This window comes from Streptomyces sp. SM1 (genome assembly GCF_002910825.1).
Classification (GTDB): Bacteria; Actinomycetota; Actinomycetes; order Streptomycetales; family Streptomycetaceae; genus Streptomyces; species Streptomyces okerensis.
Genome location: NZ_NEUB01000209.1, coordinates 1 through 14776 on the forward strand (window position 1 = coordinate 1; position 14776 = coordinate 14776).

General features: G+C 71.6%; 11 protein-coding genes. 8 read left to right on the top strand and 3 right to left on the bottom strand.

Annotation, left to right across the window (positions count from 1 at the left end; genetic code table 11):
- Window positions 1–498: 498 nt before the first annotated feature.
- From B9S61_RS04755 to narI, 7 genes are all read left to right on the top strand, one after another.
- On the top strand, window positions 499–1539 hold the full coding sequence (locus B9S61_RS04755) for an Acg family FMN-binding oxidoreductase (protein WP_107499700.1): 1041 nt from the start codon (window positions 499–501) through the stop codon (window positions 1537–1539).
- A gap of 117 nt (window positions 1540–1656) precedes the next feature.
- Window positions 1657–2907 carry a NarK/NasA family nitrate transporter gene (locus tag B9S61_RS04760; protein WP_103541064.1) on the top strand — a complete coding sequence of 417 codons (1251 nt, stop codon included), beginning with the start codon at window positions 1657–1659 and terminating at the stop codon, window positions 2905–2907.
- Between the two features lie 30 nt (window positions 2908–2937).
- Window positions 2938–3411: a hemerythrin domain-containing protein gene (locus B9S61_RS04765; protein WP_103541065.1), complete on the top strand. Its 474-nt coding sequence runs from the start codon at window positions 2938–2940 to the stop codon at window positions 3409–3411.
- A gap of 251 nt (window positions 3412–3662) precedes the next feature.
- Window positions 3663–7346 (top strand): nitrate reductase subunit alpha, encoded by a 3684-nt coding sequence (locus tag B9S61_RS04770; protein WP_103541073.1) that lies wholly within the window; start codon window positions 3663–3665, stop codon window positions 7344–7346.
- Window positions 7346–9046, top strand: a complete 1701-nt coding sequence (narH, locus tag B9S61_RS04775) for a nitrate reductase subunit beta (RefSeq protein WP_103541066.1) — start codon at window positions 7346–7348, stop codon at window positions 9044–9046. Before B9S61_RS04770 ends, narH begins: the two co-directional genes overlap by 1 nt.
- Complete coding sequence (gene narJ, locus B9S61_RS04780) at window positions 9043–9711, top strand: nitrate reductase molybdenum cofactor assembly chaperone (RefSeq protein WP_103541067.1); 669 nt, start codon at window positions 9043–9045, stop codon at window positions 9709–9711. The genes narH and narJ overlap by 4 nt, the downstream gene beginning before the upstream one ends.
- Window positions 9708–10475: a respiratory nitrate reductase subunit gamma gene (gene narI / locus B9S61_RS04785; protein WP_103541068.1), complete on the top strand. Its 768-nt coding sequence runs from the start codon at window positions 9708–9710 to the stop codon at window positions 10473–10475. Before narJ ends, narI begins: the two co-directional genes overlap by 4 nt.
- Before the next feature lie 132 nt (window positions 10476–10607).
- On the opposite strand, the gene B9S61_RS04790 is transcribed toward narI, so the two are convergent.
- The 3 genes from B9S61_RS04790 to B9S61_RS04800 form a co-directional block, all read right to left on the bottom strand.
- A complete protein-coding gene (locus B9S61_RS04790) occupies window positions 10608–11810 on the bottom strand; it encodes a globin domain-containing protein (RefSeq protein WP_103541069.1) in 1203 nt (400 codons plus the stop codon).
- A 73-nt stretch (window positions 11811–11883) separates the two neighbouring features.
- Window positions 11884–12393, bottom strand: a complete 510-nt coding sequence (locus B9S61_RS04795; protein ID WP_103541070.1) for an NUDIX hydrolase — start codon at window positions 12391–12393, stop codon at window positions 11884–11886.
- An 81-nt stretch (window positions 12394–12474) separates the two neighbouring features.
- A complete protein-coding gene (locus tag B9S61_RS04800) occupies window positions 12475–12948 on the bottom strand; it encodes a carboxymuconolactone decarboxylase family protein (protein ID WP_103541071.1) in 474 nt (157 codons plus the stop codon).
- A gap of 220 nt (window positions 12949–13168) precedes the next feature.
- Between B9S61_RS04800 and B9S61_RS04805 the strand changes: the two genes are divergently transcribed.
- A complete protein-coding gene (locus B9S61_RS04805) occupies window positions 13169–14674 on the top strand; it encodes a PTS transporter subunit EIIC (RefSeq protein ID WP_103541072.1) in 1506 nt (501 codons plus the stop codon).
- Window positions 14675–14776: the final 102 nt, after the last annotated feature.

A 14776-nucleotide genomic window follows, 5' to 3' on the forward strand; every position in this document is an offset into this window, starting at 1 on the left:
CCCCTGGCCGTGGTGTTGCTTCCGGGACCGGGTTCCGGGTCTCAGCCTCCCGTCCCGGCATCGGCCTTGGGCCTCGGTCCGGGACCTGCTCCGGACCGGACTCTGATCCCGGTCGGCCCCGTCCTCAGCCCGGCTTAGGCGTGAGCCCAGGCCCGACCCAGGCCTCGACCCTGGCCACCCGGTTCGGCCTGGCCCCGGCCCCTCCCCGGCCTTGCCCCTCCCCGGCCTTGGCCCACCCCCGCCCCGCCCCCACCCCCGGTCTGCTCCGACCGGGGCGGGTTCCTGCCCCCAGCGTCGGCGTCGCCGGTGGGCCGGCCTGTTCTCCGTGGTGTGCCGGAGCCGGCACGGTCCGGTCGGTGCCGGGTCCCGTGCGGGGATGGGTCCGTCGGCGCGGGGCGGTGGGCCGTGTGGCCCTCGTCACGCGCCCGGTGGCGGCGCAGGGTGGGAATCCGGGGCCGTTCTCCTCCACACCGGAGGTTCCCGGACGGAGTGGGAGCCATGACGCACACCGACAAGATCAACGCCCTCGCACTGGAGACGCTGCTGGCCGCGGCCGTCGCGGCGCCGTCGATCCACAACACCCAGCCCTGGCGTTTCGGTTTCGACCTCGGCACCCGGTCGGTCACCGTCCACGCCGACCGCAGCCGGTCCCTGGCGCTGGCCGACCCGGACGGGCGCGCCCTGTACCTGTCCGCCGGCTCGGCGGTGTTCAACCTGCGGGTCGCCGCGGCCCACCTCGGCTGGCAGCCCGTTCCGCGGCTGCTGCCGGATCCGTACGATCCCGACCTGTTCGCCACCGTGCAGCTGACCGTCCCCGCCACCGCCCCGCCGGACCTTCGCGCGCTGTACGCGGCCGTCGCCCGGCGCCACTCCAGCCGGATGCCGTTCACCGGCCGCCCGGTGCCCGAGCCGGTCGTCGCCGAGATGGTCGCCGGCGCCCGGGCCGAGGGCGCGCACCTGTACGTCCCGGACATCCTCCAGACGCGCCGGCTGCTGCGCGTGACGTCGGCGGCCGAACTGCGCAACGCCGAGGACAAGGCGCGTACGGCCGAGAGCCGCGCCTGGATCGCGCCGCCCGGAGCGAGCCCGTACGGCATCCCGTTCACCACGTCCCGCCCGCTGGACGCCGCCGGGCGAATGCCGATGCGTGACTTCACGGGCCGGCCGCCCGTGCCCGGGCGGCCGCGGCTGCGGTTCGAACGGCACGCCCAGGTCGCCCTGTTGTGGACCGTCGGTGATCGGCCGCGTGACTGGCTGCAGGCGGGCCAGGCGCTCGAGCACGCGCTGCTGGTGGCCACCGCGCACGGGGTGCGGACCTCGCTGCTCCACCAGGCCATGGAATGGCCGGACCTGCGGGAGGCGATGCGGGCACCCTCCGCCAGATGGTGCCGCCCCCAGGTACTGATCCGCTTCGGTTACGGCCCCGAGGCCAGGGGAACGCTCACCCCGCGGGCTGAGGCCCACCCGGCCGACCGGCGCGGCGGGCAAGCCGTTCGGACCTCGAACCCGGGACCGCCGGTCCCCGGTGACGGGGACTGACGGCCCAGCGCGCCACGGTCCCTCGCACTCGATAGTGGTCGTGGGAGGCCGGCACACAGCCCGGTACCCGCGGCGCCGACTGAGACGGGCCGCACCGCGACAGGGAGGACGGACGGCATGCTCCAGCCGTCGAGCAGTTCGAATCGAGCACCGGTACCCGGTGAGGCCGTGAGCGGCCGGGCCTGGCTGATGCTGGCCCTGGCCACCGCCGGTTTCGCCGTGAACTTCTGGGCCTGGGCGCTGCTCAGCCCTCTGGCCCCCCGGCTGCAGGACTCCCTGGGACTGTCGTCGTTCCAGCAGTCGCTGCTGGTGGCCGTACCGGTGATCGTCGGCTCGCTGGGCCGCATCCCGGTCGGCGCGCTCACCGACCGGTTCGGCGGCCGGGTGATGTTCCCGCTGGTCTCCCTGGCCACCACCGTGCCCGTGCTCTATCTGGGCCTGGCGGGACACTCCTCGTTCGCCGCGCTGCTGGCCGGCGGCTTCTTCCTGGGGATCGGCGGCACCGCCTTCGCCATCGGCGTGCCGTTCGTCAGCGCCTGGTTCCCGCCCGAGCGCCGGGGCCTGGCGATCGGCGTCTTCGGCGCCGGTATGGGCGGTACCGCGATCAGCGCCCTCACCACGGTGAAGCTGGTCGACGCGAACGGCATGGCCAACCCGTTCCTGATCACCGCCGCGGTGCTGGCCGTGTACGCGGGCGTCTCGGCCCTCGTGCTGCGCGACGCCCCCGGACGCACCGTGCCGACCGAGCCGCTGGCCCGCCGGCTGTCGGCCACCGTCAAGCTGTCCGTCACCTGGCAGGCGTCCGCCCTGTACGCGGTAGCCTTCGGCGGATACGTCGCCTTCTCGGTGTACCTGCCCACCTACCTGAAGACCGGCTACAGCCTCATCCAGGCGGACGCGGCCAACCGTATGGGGGGATTCGTGCTGCTGGCCGTGGCCATGCGGCCGGTCGGCGGCTGGCTGTCGGACCGCATCGGCCCGGTGCGGGTGTTGAGCGGCTCGCTGGCCCTGGTGGTCGCCGGCGCGCTGGTACAGGCCTTCACCCCGTCCCTCGCGCCCGTCGGCACCATCGCCTTCCTGGTCATGGCCGCCGCCCTCGGAGCCGGCAGCGGCGCCGTCTTCGCCCTGGTCGCGCTGCTGGCCCCGGCGAACAAGGTCGGATCGGTCACCGGCGTCGTCGGCGCGGCCGGCGGACTCGGCGGCTTCCTGCCCCCGCTGGTCATGGGCGCCCTGCACGGCGCCTATGGCTCCTACGCCCTGGGCCTGGTGCTGCTGGCCCTGGTGGCCGCGGCCGCACTGGCCTACACCCTGACCGTCGTCCGCCGCGGGATCGAGCGCCGCGACCCGGTCGCCGCCCGGTCCCACTGACCCGGCACCGTACCGAGGAGGAGGCACACCATGTGCGAGTACTGCGGCTGCCAGTCCCTCACCACGATCGACGAACTCACCCGTGAGCACGACGAGGTGGTCAACCTGATCAGCCACGTCCGGGACGCCCGCCGCGACGGCGACACCGACCGGATGGCCGAACTGGCGCGCCGGATCGGTGAGGTGCTCGAACCCCACACCGAGGTCGAGGAGCACGGCCTCTTCCCCGCGCTCGCCGACGACTTCCCCGAGCAGATGGCGGCCCTGGAGGAGGAGCACCGGCTCGTCGAATCGGTGCTGGCGGAGGCCGCGGCCGGCACACCGCGCGACGCGGACTGGCCGGAGCGGCTCATCCGGACGCTCGACCTGCTGCGCCTGCACATCCTCAAGGAGCAGGACGGGGTCTTCCCCGCCGCGCTCGCGGCGCTGTCCACCGAGCAGTGGGAGGCGGTCGAAGCGGTGCGTGCCCGCGCCGGCACCCGCATGGAGCAGCCCACGGGCTGAGGTCGACCGGACCGGGCCGAACGGCCCGGGCCACCCCCGCTCGGAGTGAAAGGAGGGTACAAAGGGACTGGCGATCAAAAGCATGCACTGATTCCGAATATCTGTCTGATGGTCAGGTAAGGCGAGCCGGTGTGTACAACCGCTGAGTCCCGAGCGGGCAGCCCACGGACGCGAGGCGTCCGGGAAGGAGCGACCGAGTGAGCACGGAGGCGAGCCCGGGAAGGACGGGCCGGGAGGGCAACCCCGCGGCCATGGACGGCGAGGTGGCCGAGGCGCTGGTCCGTTCACGCCGCTTCTTCACCCGGGCGGAGGTGTCCGGGGACCTCCGCTCCATGCACCGCAAGGGCGGCCGTCAGGCGGACGAGTTCTACCGCGACCGCTGGTCGCACGACAAGGTGGTGCGCTCCACCCACGGCGTGAACTGCACCGGCTCCTGCTCGTGGAAGGTGTACGTCAAGGACGGCATCATCACCTGGGAGGCCCAGCAGACCGACTATCCGTCGGTCGGCCCGGACAGCCCCGAGTACGAACCGCGCGGCTGCCCCCGGGGCGCCGCCTTCTCCTGGTACACCTACTCACCGACCCGGGTCCGCTACCCGTATGTGCGCGGCGTGCTGCTGGGGATGTACCGGGAGGCCAAGGCCCGCCTCGGCGACCCGGTGGCCGCCTGGGCGGACATCGTCGACGACCCCGAGCGCTCCCGCCGCTACAAACAGGCCCGCGGCAAGGGCGGCCTGGTGCGCGCGACCTGGGCCGAAGCCGCGGAGATGGCCGCCGCCGCGCATGTGCACACCATCAAGGAGTACGGTCCGGACCGGCTCGCCGGGTTCTCCCCGATCCCCGCCATGTCGATGGTCTCCCATGCCGCCGGGGCGCGCTTCTACTCCCTGCTCGGCGGGGTGATGCTCTCCTTCTACGACTGGTACGCGGACCTGCCCGTCGCCTCGCCGCAGGTGTTCGGTGACCAGACCGACGTACCGGAGTCCGGCGACTGGTGGGACGCCGGATATCTGATCATGTGGGGCTCCAACGTCCCGGTGACCCGCACCCCGGACGCCCACTGGATGGCCGAGGCCCGCTACCGCGGCCAGAAGGTCGTCGCGGTCTCCCCCGACTACGCGGACAACGTGAAGTTCGCCGACGAGTGGCTGGCCGCCCAGCCCGGCACCGACGGCGCGCTGGCGATGGCCATGGGGCACGTGGTCCTCAAGGAGTTCTTCGTCGACCGCGAGACCCCGTACTTCACCGACTACGTCCGGCGGTTCACCGACCTTCCCTTCCTCGTCTCGCTCGACGAGAGCGGGGACGCGCCGGGGACGTACACGCCCGGCAAGTTCCTCACCGCGTCCGACCTCGGCGGCGAGGAGGCCAGCGCCGAGAACGCCGAGTTCAAGACGGTGCTGCTGGACGCCGCGACCGGCCTGCCCGTGGTGCCGAACGGCACCCTCGGCGACCGCTTCGGCGAGTCCGGGGCCGGAAAATGGAACCTCGACCTCGGCGACACCCGCCCCCTGCTGTCCGCCGAGGGCGGCGACGAGGCGGCGGCCGTCGTCGAACTGCCCCGCTTCGACTCCCCGGACGGCGGCGCCGCACGGCTGCGGCGCGGAGTACCGGTGCGCCGGATCGCGGGACGGCTGGTCACCACGGTGTACGACCTGCTGCTCGCCCAGTACGGGGTGGCCCGCGAGGGGCTGCCCGGGAACTGGCCCGCCGGCTACGACGACGCGAGCGAGCCCTACACCCCGGCCTGGCAGGCCGCGATCACCGGCGTGGACGCGGACCGGGCGGCGCGGATCGCCCGCGAGTTCGCCGCCAACGCCGAGGACTCGCGCGGGCGTTCGATGATCATCATGGGTGCGGGAACCAACCACTGGTTCCACTCCGACACCATCTACCGGGCGTTTCTGACCCTGACCACCCTCACCGGCTGCCAGGGCGTCAACGGCGGTGGCTGGGCGCACTACGTCGGCCAGGAGAAGGTCCGCCCGATCACCGGCTACTCGACGATCGCCACCGCCTCGGACTGGAACCGTCCCGCCCGGCAGATGATCCAGACCGCCTACTGGTATCTGCACAGCGACCAGTTCCGCTACGACCCGTTCTCCGCGGACACCCTCGCGGCGGCGGGCGCCGGCGGACCCTTCGCCGGTAAGTCCACGGCGGATGTCATCGCCGCCTCGGCCCGGATGGGCTGGATGCCCTCCTACCCGACCTTCGACCGCAACCCGCTGGACCTCGCGGACGAGGCCCAACGGGAGGGCCGGTCACCGGCCGACCACGTGGTGGACGAACTGAAAGCCGGGCGGCTCAAGTTCGCGGGGGAGGACCCCGACGCACCCGAGAACTTCCCCCGGGTGCTCACCATCTGGCGGGCCAACCTGCTGGGATCCTCGGCCAAGGGCAATGAGTACTTCCTCAAACACCTGCTGGGCACCGACCATTCGGTGCGCGCCACCGAGGCCCCGCCCGACGCCCGCCCCCGGGACGTGGTGTGGCGCGACGAGGCCCCCGAGGGCAAGCTCGACCTGCTGCTCACCCTCGACTTCCGGATGACCAGCACCACCGTCTTCTCCGACATCGTGCTGCCCGCGGCGACCTGGTACGAGAAGTACGACCTGTCCAGCACGGACATGCACCCCTTCGTGCACTCCTTCAACCCGGCGATCGCCCCGCCCTGGCAGACCCGCACCGACTTCGACATCTTCCACACCCTTGCCAAGGAGTTCAGCCGCCAGGCCACCGACCATCTCGGCGTGCGCAACGACCTGGTGGCCGCGCCGCTGCTGCACGACACCCCCGACGCCATGGCCACCCCGCACGGCACGGTGCGGGACTGGAAGGCGGGGGAGTGCGAGCCGGTGCCCGGCCGCACCATGCCGAAACTGATCACCGTCGAACGCGACTACGGCGCCGTCGCCGACAAGATGGCCGCCCTCGGTCCGCTGCTGGACTCGCTGGGCGCCACCACCAAGGGCGTCACCTTCAAGGTCGGCCGCGAACTCGAATACCTGCGGCACAAGAACGGCACCGTGCGCGGCGGGGCCGCCGACGGCCGCCCCTCGATCGCCCGTGACGCACAGGCCTGCGAGGCGATCCTCGCCCTGTCCGGCACCACCAACGGCCACCTCGCCACCCAGGGCTTCCACACCCTGGAGGCCCGCACCGGTACCCGGCTCGCGGACCTGGCCGCCGAGCACGAGGGCAAGCAGATCACCTTCGCCGACACCCAGGCCGCCCCGGTCCCGGTGATCACCTCGCCCGAGTGGTCCGGTTCGGAGACCGGCGGGCGGCGCTACTCGCCGTTCACCGTCAACGTCGAGCGGTCCAAGCCCTGGCACACCCTCACCGGCCGCCAGCACTTCTACCTCGACCACGACTGGATGACCGCCCTCGGCGAGCAGATGCCCGTCTACCGGCCACCCTTGAACATGCACGCCCTCTTCGACGAGCCCCGCCTCGGCGAGACGGGCGAACTCGGCGTCACGGTCCGCTACCTGACCCCGCACAACAAGTGGTCGATCCACTCCGAGTACCAGGACAACCTCTTCATGCTGTCCCTGTCCCGGGGCGGTCCGCACATCTGGATGAGCACCCAGGACGCGGCGAAGGTGGGGGTGAGGGACAACGACTGGATCGAGGCCGTGAACCGCAACGGCGTCGTCGCCGCCCGCGCGGTCGTCTCGCACCGCATGCCCGAGGGCACCGTGTACATGTACCACGCACAGGACCGGCTCATCGACGTCCCCCGCACCGAGACCACCGGGCGGCGCGGCGGCATCCACAACTCCCTGACCCGCCTGCTGATCAAACCCAGCCATCTCATCGGCGGTTACGCCCAGTTGAGTTATGCCTTCAACTATCTGGGCCCGACCGGCAACCAGCGCGACGAGGTCACCGTCATCCGCCGCCGCACCGACCAGGAGGTGACGTACTGATGCGCGTCATGGCCCAGATGGCGATGGTGATGAACCTCGACAAGTGCATCGGGTGCCACACCTGCTCGGTCACCTGCAAGCAGGCGTGGACCAACCGCACCGGTGTCGAGTACGTGTGGTTCAACAACGTCGAGACCCGGCCCGGTCAGGGATATCCGCGCCGCTACGAGGACCAGGAGCGGTGGCGCGGCGGCTGGGAGCTCAACAAGAAGGGCCGGCTCGCGCTCAAGGCGGGCGGTCGCTTCAAGAAGCTGATCACCATCTTCGCCAACCCGGTCCTGCCGTCCCTGGACGACTACTACGAGCCCTGGACGTACGACTACGAGACCCTGACCAACGCCCCGCTGCAGGAGCACACCCCGGTCGCCCGCCCCAAGTCCCTCATCACCGGCAAGGACATGAAGATCTCCTGGTCGGCGAACTGGGACGACGACCTCGGCGGCTCCTCCGAGCACGGCGAGAAGGACGTGCTGCTCAACCAGGTCTCGGAGAAGATCAAGCTCGAGTTCGAGCAGACCTTCATGTTCTACCTGCCGCGGATCTGCGAGCACTGCCTCAACCCGTCCTGCGCGGCCTCCTGCCCCTCCGGCGCGATCTACAAGCGCGAGGAGGACGGCATCGTCCTCGTCGACCAGGACAAGTGCCGCGGCTGGCGGATGTGCGTGACCGGATGCCCGTACAAGAAGGTGTACTTCAACCACCGCACCGGCAAGGCCGAGAAGTGCACCTTCTGCTTCCCGCGCGTCGAGGTCGGGCTGCCCACCGTCTGCTCCGAGACCTGCGTCGGCCGGCTGCGCTACATCGGGCTCGTCCTCTACGACGCGGACAAGGTCCTGGAAGCCGCGTCCACCCCCGACGACAAGGACCTCTACGAGGCCCAGCGGGGTGTCTTCCTCGACCCCGACGACCCGCAGGTGATCGCCGAGGCGGAGAAGGCGGACATCCCGCGGGACTGGATCGAGGCCGCGCAGCGCTCCCCGATCCATGCCCTGATCAACACCTTCAAGGTGGCGCTGCCGCTGCATCCGGAGTACCGCACCATGCCCATGGTCTGGTACATCCCGCCGCTGTCCCCGGTGGTCGACGCCGTCCGGGACACCGGCCGGGACGCCGAGGACCACGGCAACCTCTTCGCCGCCGTGGACGCCCTGCGCATCCCCGTCGACTACCTGGCCCAGCTGTTCACCGCCGGCGACCCGGCACCGGTGGACGCGGTGCTGCGCCGGCTGGCCGCCATGCGCGCCTACATGCGGGACATCAACCTCGGCCGCGAGCCGGACGCCTCCATCCCGGAGTCCGTCGGCATGGGCGAGGAGCAGATGTACGACATGTACCGGCTGCTGGCCCTCGCCAAGTACGACGAGCGGTACGTCATCCCGGCCGCCCACGCCGAACAGGCCCACAGCCTCGAGGAACTGGCCACCGAGTGCAGCCTCGACTACGAGGGCGGCCCCGGCATGGGAGGCTCCGGACCCTTCGGCGAGACCTCCGGCGGAGCCGCCCCCATCGCGGTGGAGAACTTCCACGCCCTGCGCGACCGGCAGACCTCCGACACACCCGCGGCCCCCACCGGCAAGGAGACCCGCGTCAACCTCCTCAACTGGGACGGCAAGGGCAGTCCGCCGGGCCTCTTCCCGCCCGGGAACGGTGACGGCCCGGGGAGCCCGGACAGCGGCGGAGAGGTGGAGCCCAGGCCATGAGGAACAAACTCCGACTCAGGCCCGCGAGCCGGGTCCGGCCCTGGCACACCTACGCCTGGCAGGTCCAGTCGCTGCTCCTCGGCTACCCCGACGAGGGCCACGGCGGACATCTGTCGCTGGCCCGGCGGACGGTCCCCGCGCTGCCCGCCGAGGTGGGCGGGCCCCTGCTCCGTTTCATCGAGCACGCCGAGGACGCCGGCACCGGAGCCATGGCCGCCGCCTACGTGGCCACCTTCGACCACCGCAAGCGCTGCTGCCCGTATCTCACCTACTACGCGCACGGAGACACCCGTAAGCGGGGCCTCGCCCTGGTGCGTCTGAAGCAGGCCTACGCCAGGGCCGGATGGCGGCTCGGCGACGACGAACTGCCCGACCACCTCTCCGTCGTCCTGGAGTTCGCCGCCGCCGAGCCGGCGACCGGCATGCGCCTGCTCACCGATCACCGGGCCGGCCTGGAACTGCTGCGCCTCGCCCTCCGTGACGACCAGGCCCCCTGGGCGGACCTGCTGAGCTCCGTCTCCGCGACCCTGCCGGCGCTCGCCGGCGACGAACGCGACGCGGTCGCCCGGCTCGCCGCCGAGGGACCGCCCGAGGAACAGGTGGGTCTCGACCCCTACGCGCCGCCCGAGTACATGCCCGCCCCGTCCGCCGGAGGCCCCCGTTGACCGCATCCCAGCAGCACCTCACCCTGGCGGTGGAGTCCGGCACCGGCGGCATCCTGCTGTGGGTCGCGCTGCCGTACGTCAGCCTCGCGGTGTTCGTCCTCGGCCACGTCTGGCGCTACCGCTACGACAAGTTCGGCTGGACCACCCGCTCCTCGCAGCTCTACGAACGCCGTCTGCTGCGCATCGGCAGCCCGCTGTTCCACTTCGGCATCCTCTTCGTGCTGCTCGGCCACATCGGCGGACTGCTCATCCCCGAGAGCTGGACGCACGCCGTCGGCATCAGCGAGCACACCTACCACGTCCTCGCGGTCGTCGTCGGCACCATCGCGGGCGTCTGCACCGTCGGCGGACTGGTCATCCTGATCTACCGGCGGCGCACCGTGGGCCCGGTCTTCTCGGCGACCACCCGCAACGACAAGGCCATGTACCTGTCCCTGGCCGTGACCATCGGGCTGGGCCTGGCCGCGACCGTGGCGGCGAACATCGTCGGCGGCGGCTACAACTACCGGGAGACCATCTCCCCCTGGTTCCGCTCCCTCTTCTACCTGCAGCCCGATCCGGACCTGATGACGGGCGTCCCGGTGCTCTTCCAGCTCCACGCCCTGAGCGCGCTGCTGCTCTTCGCCGCCTGGCCCTTCACCAGGCTGGTCCACATGCTCACGGCGCCGCTGGGCTATCTCACCCGCCCCTACATCGTCTACCGCAGCCGCGACACCCAGCTCGGCTCCCGCGCCCCGCACCGGGGCTGGGAACGCATCCGGTAGCGCCGCCCGCCGCGCACGCGAGGGGAGCGGACCGCCCGGATGGCGAACCGCTCCCTCTGCGGTGCCGGTGACGCCCCGCCGGCAACGACAGTCGCCGGGACGCGAACAGCCGCCCTCAGGCAGGTGAGGACGTCACTTGCTGAGCCAGAGGTCGGGGCCGAACACCTCGTAGTGGATGCTCTTCGGGCTGAGCCCCCGGGTGAGCAGGTCACCGCGGACGGTCCGCATGAAGGGCAGCGGGCCGCACAGGAAGGCGGTGGCGTCCGCGGGCGGATCCAGCCGGGTGACGTCGGCCAGGCCCTCGTTGACGTGGGACGCGTCGTGGTCCTCCGGCCGCTCGTACCACAGGTGCAGCGTGCCGCCCGGAAGCCGGCTGACGAGGTCGTCCAGTTCGAGACGGTGTGCGTGGTGGGCGGGGGAGCGGTCGGCGTGGACGACGGTGACCTGCCGTCGGGCCGAGGTGTTGGCCAGGTGGTCCAGCATGGACAGCATGGGTGTGATGCCGATGCCGGCCGAGGCGAGGACGAGCGGGCCGTCGCCCTCGGGGAGCACGAGGTCGCCGAAGGGCAGGGACACCCTCACGAGGTCGCCGGGGCGGGCGTGGGTGTGCAGCCAGGACGACACCTCGCCCTCGGGGACGCGGCCGTCGGCGGAGCGCTCCCGCTTGACGGTGATCCGCCAGGTCTTGCGGTCGGGAGCCGTGGAGAGGCTGTACTGGCGTATCTGCCGGGCTCCGTCCGGCAGTTCGACCTGCACGCTGACGTACTGGCCGGGGGTGAACGGCTCGGTGGGCAGTCCGTCGGGCCGGCGCAGTTCGAAGGAGGCGGTGTCGAGGGACTCCTCGACGCGCTCGGCGATCTCCATGTCGTGCCAGACGGCGCCGTTCTCGACCCCCGCCCCGGCGTACAGACGGGCCTCCAGGGCGATGAGGGCGTTGGCCATGAGCCAGTACACCTCGTCCCAGGCGGCCGCGACCTCAGGTGTCACGGCGTCGCCCAGGACCTCGCCGACGGCGCCCATCAGGTGCCGGCCCACCAGGGTGTACTGGTCGGAGGTGATGCCCAGTGAGGCGTGCTTGTGGGCGATGCGCCCGAGGACGGCGTCGGGCCGTTCGCCCGGCTGCTCCACCAGGGTGGTGGCGAACGCCGCGACGGCCCCGGCGAGGGCTTCGCGCTGGGCGCCGCTGGCCTGGTTGCCGCGGTTGAAGAGGTCGCGCAGCAGCTCGGGGCGCTCCTCGAACATGCGGCGGTAGAACAGCTCGGTGATGGAGCTGAGGTTGGCTCCGACTGCCGGGAGGGTGGCCCGGACGACGGGGACCGACTGGGGGGAGAGCATGCGCCGACTCCTTGACTGGATGCTTCGGTGGTCGCACACAGCATCCTAGGTAATTGGCATCCAGGGTTCATATTCAGAGGGATGTGATCTCCGTGACGTCACCGGCGACCCCGTACCGACGCATTCCGGCCACCCCCCGGAGAGCCGCCTCGGGCCACAGGCAGTCCAGGACCGCGGCCGACGGAGCGAACAGTGCGGAGGGCAGTGACCCGCGCGCGAACCACTCCCAGCGCACGATCTTGTCCGGCTCGGTCGCCCGGGGCGTCCCCGCCGCTCCCACGGCGACCGCGGCGGCCGTGACGCGGGTCAGGCCCTGAAGCCCGTCGACGACAACGGCCAGTACCCGTACGGCGGTCACGGGCACCGTGAGGCCGGTCTCCTCCGTCAGCTCCCGCGCCGCGGCGGTCTCGAAGTCCTCACCGGCGTCCACCTTGCCGCCCGGAAGTTCCCACCGGCCGTCGTGACCGAGGCCGAGCAGGACGCGACCGGCCCCGTCGAGGACGGCCAGTCCGACTCCGGTCAAACTCTGGGGTGTGGGGCGGGCTCGTTCCGGGCGCTGGGCGCCGTGTTCGTTCGTCTTCACCGGGCTATTCCATACCGGGCCGGAGCGCGGCCGTCCCCCGGCCCGGGTGTCCCGGGCCGGGGGAGCGGGAGTCCGTCTGTCTCAGCCGAACTGGCCGGGCTGGTAGTCGCCGGCCGGCTGCCGGTTGATGACGTTGATGCGGTTGTAGGCGTTGATGACGGCGATCAGCGAGATCAGCGCGGCGAGCTGGTCCTCGTCGTAGTGCTCGGCCGCGCCGGCCCATGCCTCGTCCGTCACGCCGCCGGCGGCGTCCGCGATGCGGCTGCCCTGCTCGGCGAGTTCCAGCGCCGCGCGCTCGGCTTCGGTGAAGACCTCGGCCTCCCGCCAGGCGGCCACCAGGTTGAGGCGCAGCTGGATCTCGCCCGCGGCGGCGGCGTCCTTGGTGTGCATGTCGGTGCAGAAGCCGCAGCCGTTGATCTGGCTGGCGCGGATCTTGACCAGTTCCTGCGTCGTGACCGGCAGTGTCGAGTCGTGCACCGCCCTGTTCGCCGAGTTGATGTGCTTGAGGACCTTGCCCGCGAGGGAGTTGCCGAAGAAGTCGATCCGAGCGTCCATGGCGTGCCTCTCCTGGTGCCGTTGGGACGTACACCCTGATGACCGGAAGAGCCCCGGGACTGTGACAGCCGCCGGATGTGAGCGCCGTCACGGGGGCACTTGACGCGTGCGCGCTCTGAAAATATCTTTCACCTCCGGGTGATCCAGCCGAAAGTAAGTTTCCGAGCCGCAGCCGGTGCCGACGCGCCGGCCCCACCTCACAGCAAGGCATGACCGCACCATGAGCGAAGAGAACAAGCATCACGCCACCGCTGCCGCCCTCCTCCCCCTGGTCGGGGGCGCGGACAACGTGACGTCGGTGGCGCACTGCATGACCCGGCTGAGGCTGGGACTGCGCGACCGGTCCCTCGTCCAGAACGAGCGGCTCAAGGCGCTGCCGGCGGTCCTGGGAGTCGTCGAGGACGACACGTATCAGATCGTGCTGGGGCCGGGCACGGTGGCGCGGGTCACCCCGGAGTTCGAGTCCCTGGTCGAGGCAGAGCGCAGCGGGACCGGGCCGGCCGTACCGGACCGCGGAGCCGGTCCCGTGACGGCCGAAGGGCTCGCGGCGCAGGGAGCGGCGCTCCGGACGGAACGCAAGGCGAGGAACGCCACGCCGTTCAAGCTGTTCCTGCGCCGGATCGCGAACATCTTCGTTCCGCTGATCCCCGCGCTCATCGGCTGCGGCATCATCGCGGGCCTGAACGGCCTCCTCGTCAACCTGCACTGGCTGCCGGGCGTCACCCCGGCCCTGACCGCCATCGCCTCCGGGTTCATGGCACTGATCGCGGTGTTCGTCGGATTCAACACGGCCAAGGAGTTCGGCGGCACCCCGATCCTCGGCGGTGCCGTCGCGTCGGTCGTCGTCCACGCCGGGGTGGCCGACGTGGAGGCGTTCGGCCGGCACCTCTCCCCGGGGCAGGGTGGTGTGCTGGGCGCCCTGGGTGCCGCGTGGCTCGGCGTGTATGTGGAGAAGTGGTGCCGGCGCCGGGTACCCGAGTCGGTCGACGTCCTGGTGACGCCCACCGCCACCGTGCTCGTGGCCGGGCTGGCGACGCTGTTCGGACTGATGTTCCTCGCCGGTGAGGTGTCCGCCTGGATCGGCGACGCCGCCGACTGGCTGCTCACCCACGGCGGCGCGGGCGCCGGGTTCCTCCTCGGCGGCCTCTTCCTGCCGCTGGTCATGCTCGGTCTGCACCAGGCCCTGATCCCCATTCACACGACTCTGATCGAGGGGGCGGGCTTCACCGTCCTGCTGCCGGTCCTCGCGATGGCGGGCGCCGGACAGGTCGGCGCCGCCATCGCGATCTACGTGCGCCTGCCCCACAACACCTCCATCCGCGCCACCGTCAAGTCGGCGCTCTGGCCCGGGTTCCTCGGCGTGGGGGAACCGCTCATCTACGGTGTGTCGCTGCCCCTGGGACGTCCGTTCATCACCGCCTGCACGGGTGGTGCCTTCGGCGGCGCGTTCGTCGGCCTCCTCAACCAGCTGGGCACGGACGTGGGTTCCACCGCCATCGGACCGTCCGGCTGGGCGCTCTTCCCGCTCCTCGACGGCGGCCACGGCCTGGCACGGACGGTCGCCGTCTACGCCGCCGGCCTGCTCGTCGGCTATGTGGCGGGCTTCGTCGCCACCTACTTCTTCGGCTTCACGAAGACCATGCTCGCGGAACTCGACACGGCGCCGGACACCCCGGCGGACGGACAGCGGCCCGCGCCCGTGGACCGGGTGACCGAGAAGGTCTGACGGCAGCGGCGGGACAGGGCTGGCGAGAGCCGGCATGTCCCTGATCGGGCCGTCCGGGCGGAGCGACGCGCCATCGGCCGGACGCCCTGCCGAAACGTCAGC

Excerpts from the sequence above, each read along its gene's own strand:
- B9S61_RS04770 (WP_103541073.1), top strand. The coding sequence starts at position 3,663 with ATGGACGGCGAGGTGGCCGAGGCGCTGGTCCGTTCACGCCGCTTCTTC.
- B9S61_RS04800 (WP_103541071.1), bottom strand. The coding sequence starts at position 12,948 with ATGGACGCTCGGATCGACTTCTTCGGCAACTCCCTCGCGGGCAAGGTC.
- B9S61_RS04765 (WP_103541065.1), top strand. The coding sequence starts at position 2,938 with ATGTGCGAGTACTGCGGCTGCCAGTCCCTCACCACGATCGACGAACTC.
- B9S61_RS04755 (WP_107499700.1), top strand. The coding sequence starts at position 499 with ATGACGCACACCGACAAGATCAACGCCCTCGCACTGGAGACGCTGCTG.
- narH (WP_103541066.1), top strand. The coding sequence starts at position 7,346 with ATGCGCGTCATGGCCCAGATGGCGATGGTGATGAACCTCGACAAGTGC.
- B9S61_RS04805 (WP_103541072.1), top strand. The coding sequence starts at position 13,169 with ATGAGCGAAGAGAACAAGCATCACGCCACCGCTGCCGCCCTCCTCCCC.
- narJ (WP_103541067.1), top strand. The coding sequence starts at position 9,043 with ATGAGGAACAAACTCCGACTCAGGCCCGCGAGCCGGGTCCGGCCCTGG.
- B9S61_RS04790 (WP_103541069.1), bottom strand. The coding sequence starts at position 11,810 with ATGCTCTCCCCCCAGTCGGTCCCCGTCGTCCGGGCCACCCTCCCGGCA.
- B9S61_RS04760 (WP_103541064.1), top strand. The coding sequence starts at position 1,657 with ATGCTCCAGCCGTCGAGCAGTTCGAATCGAGCACCGGTACCCGGTGAG.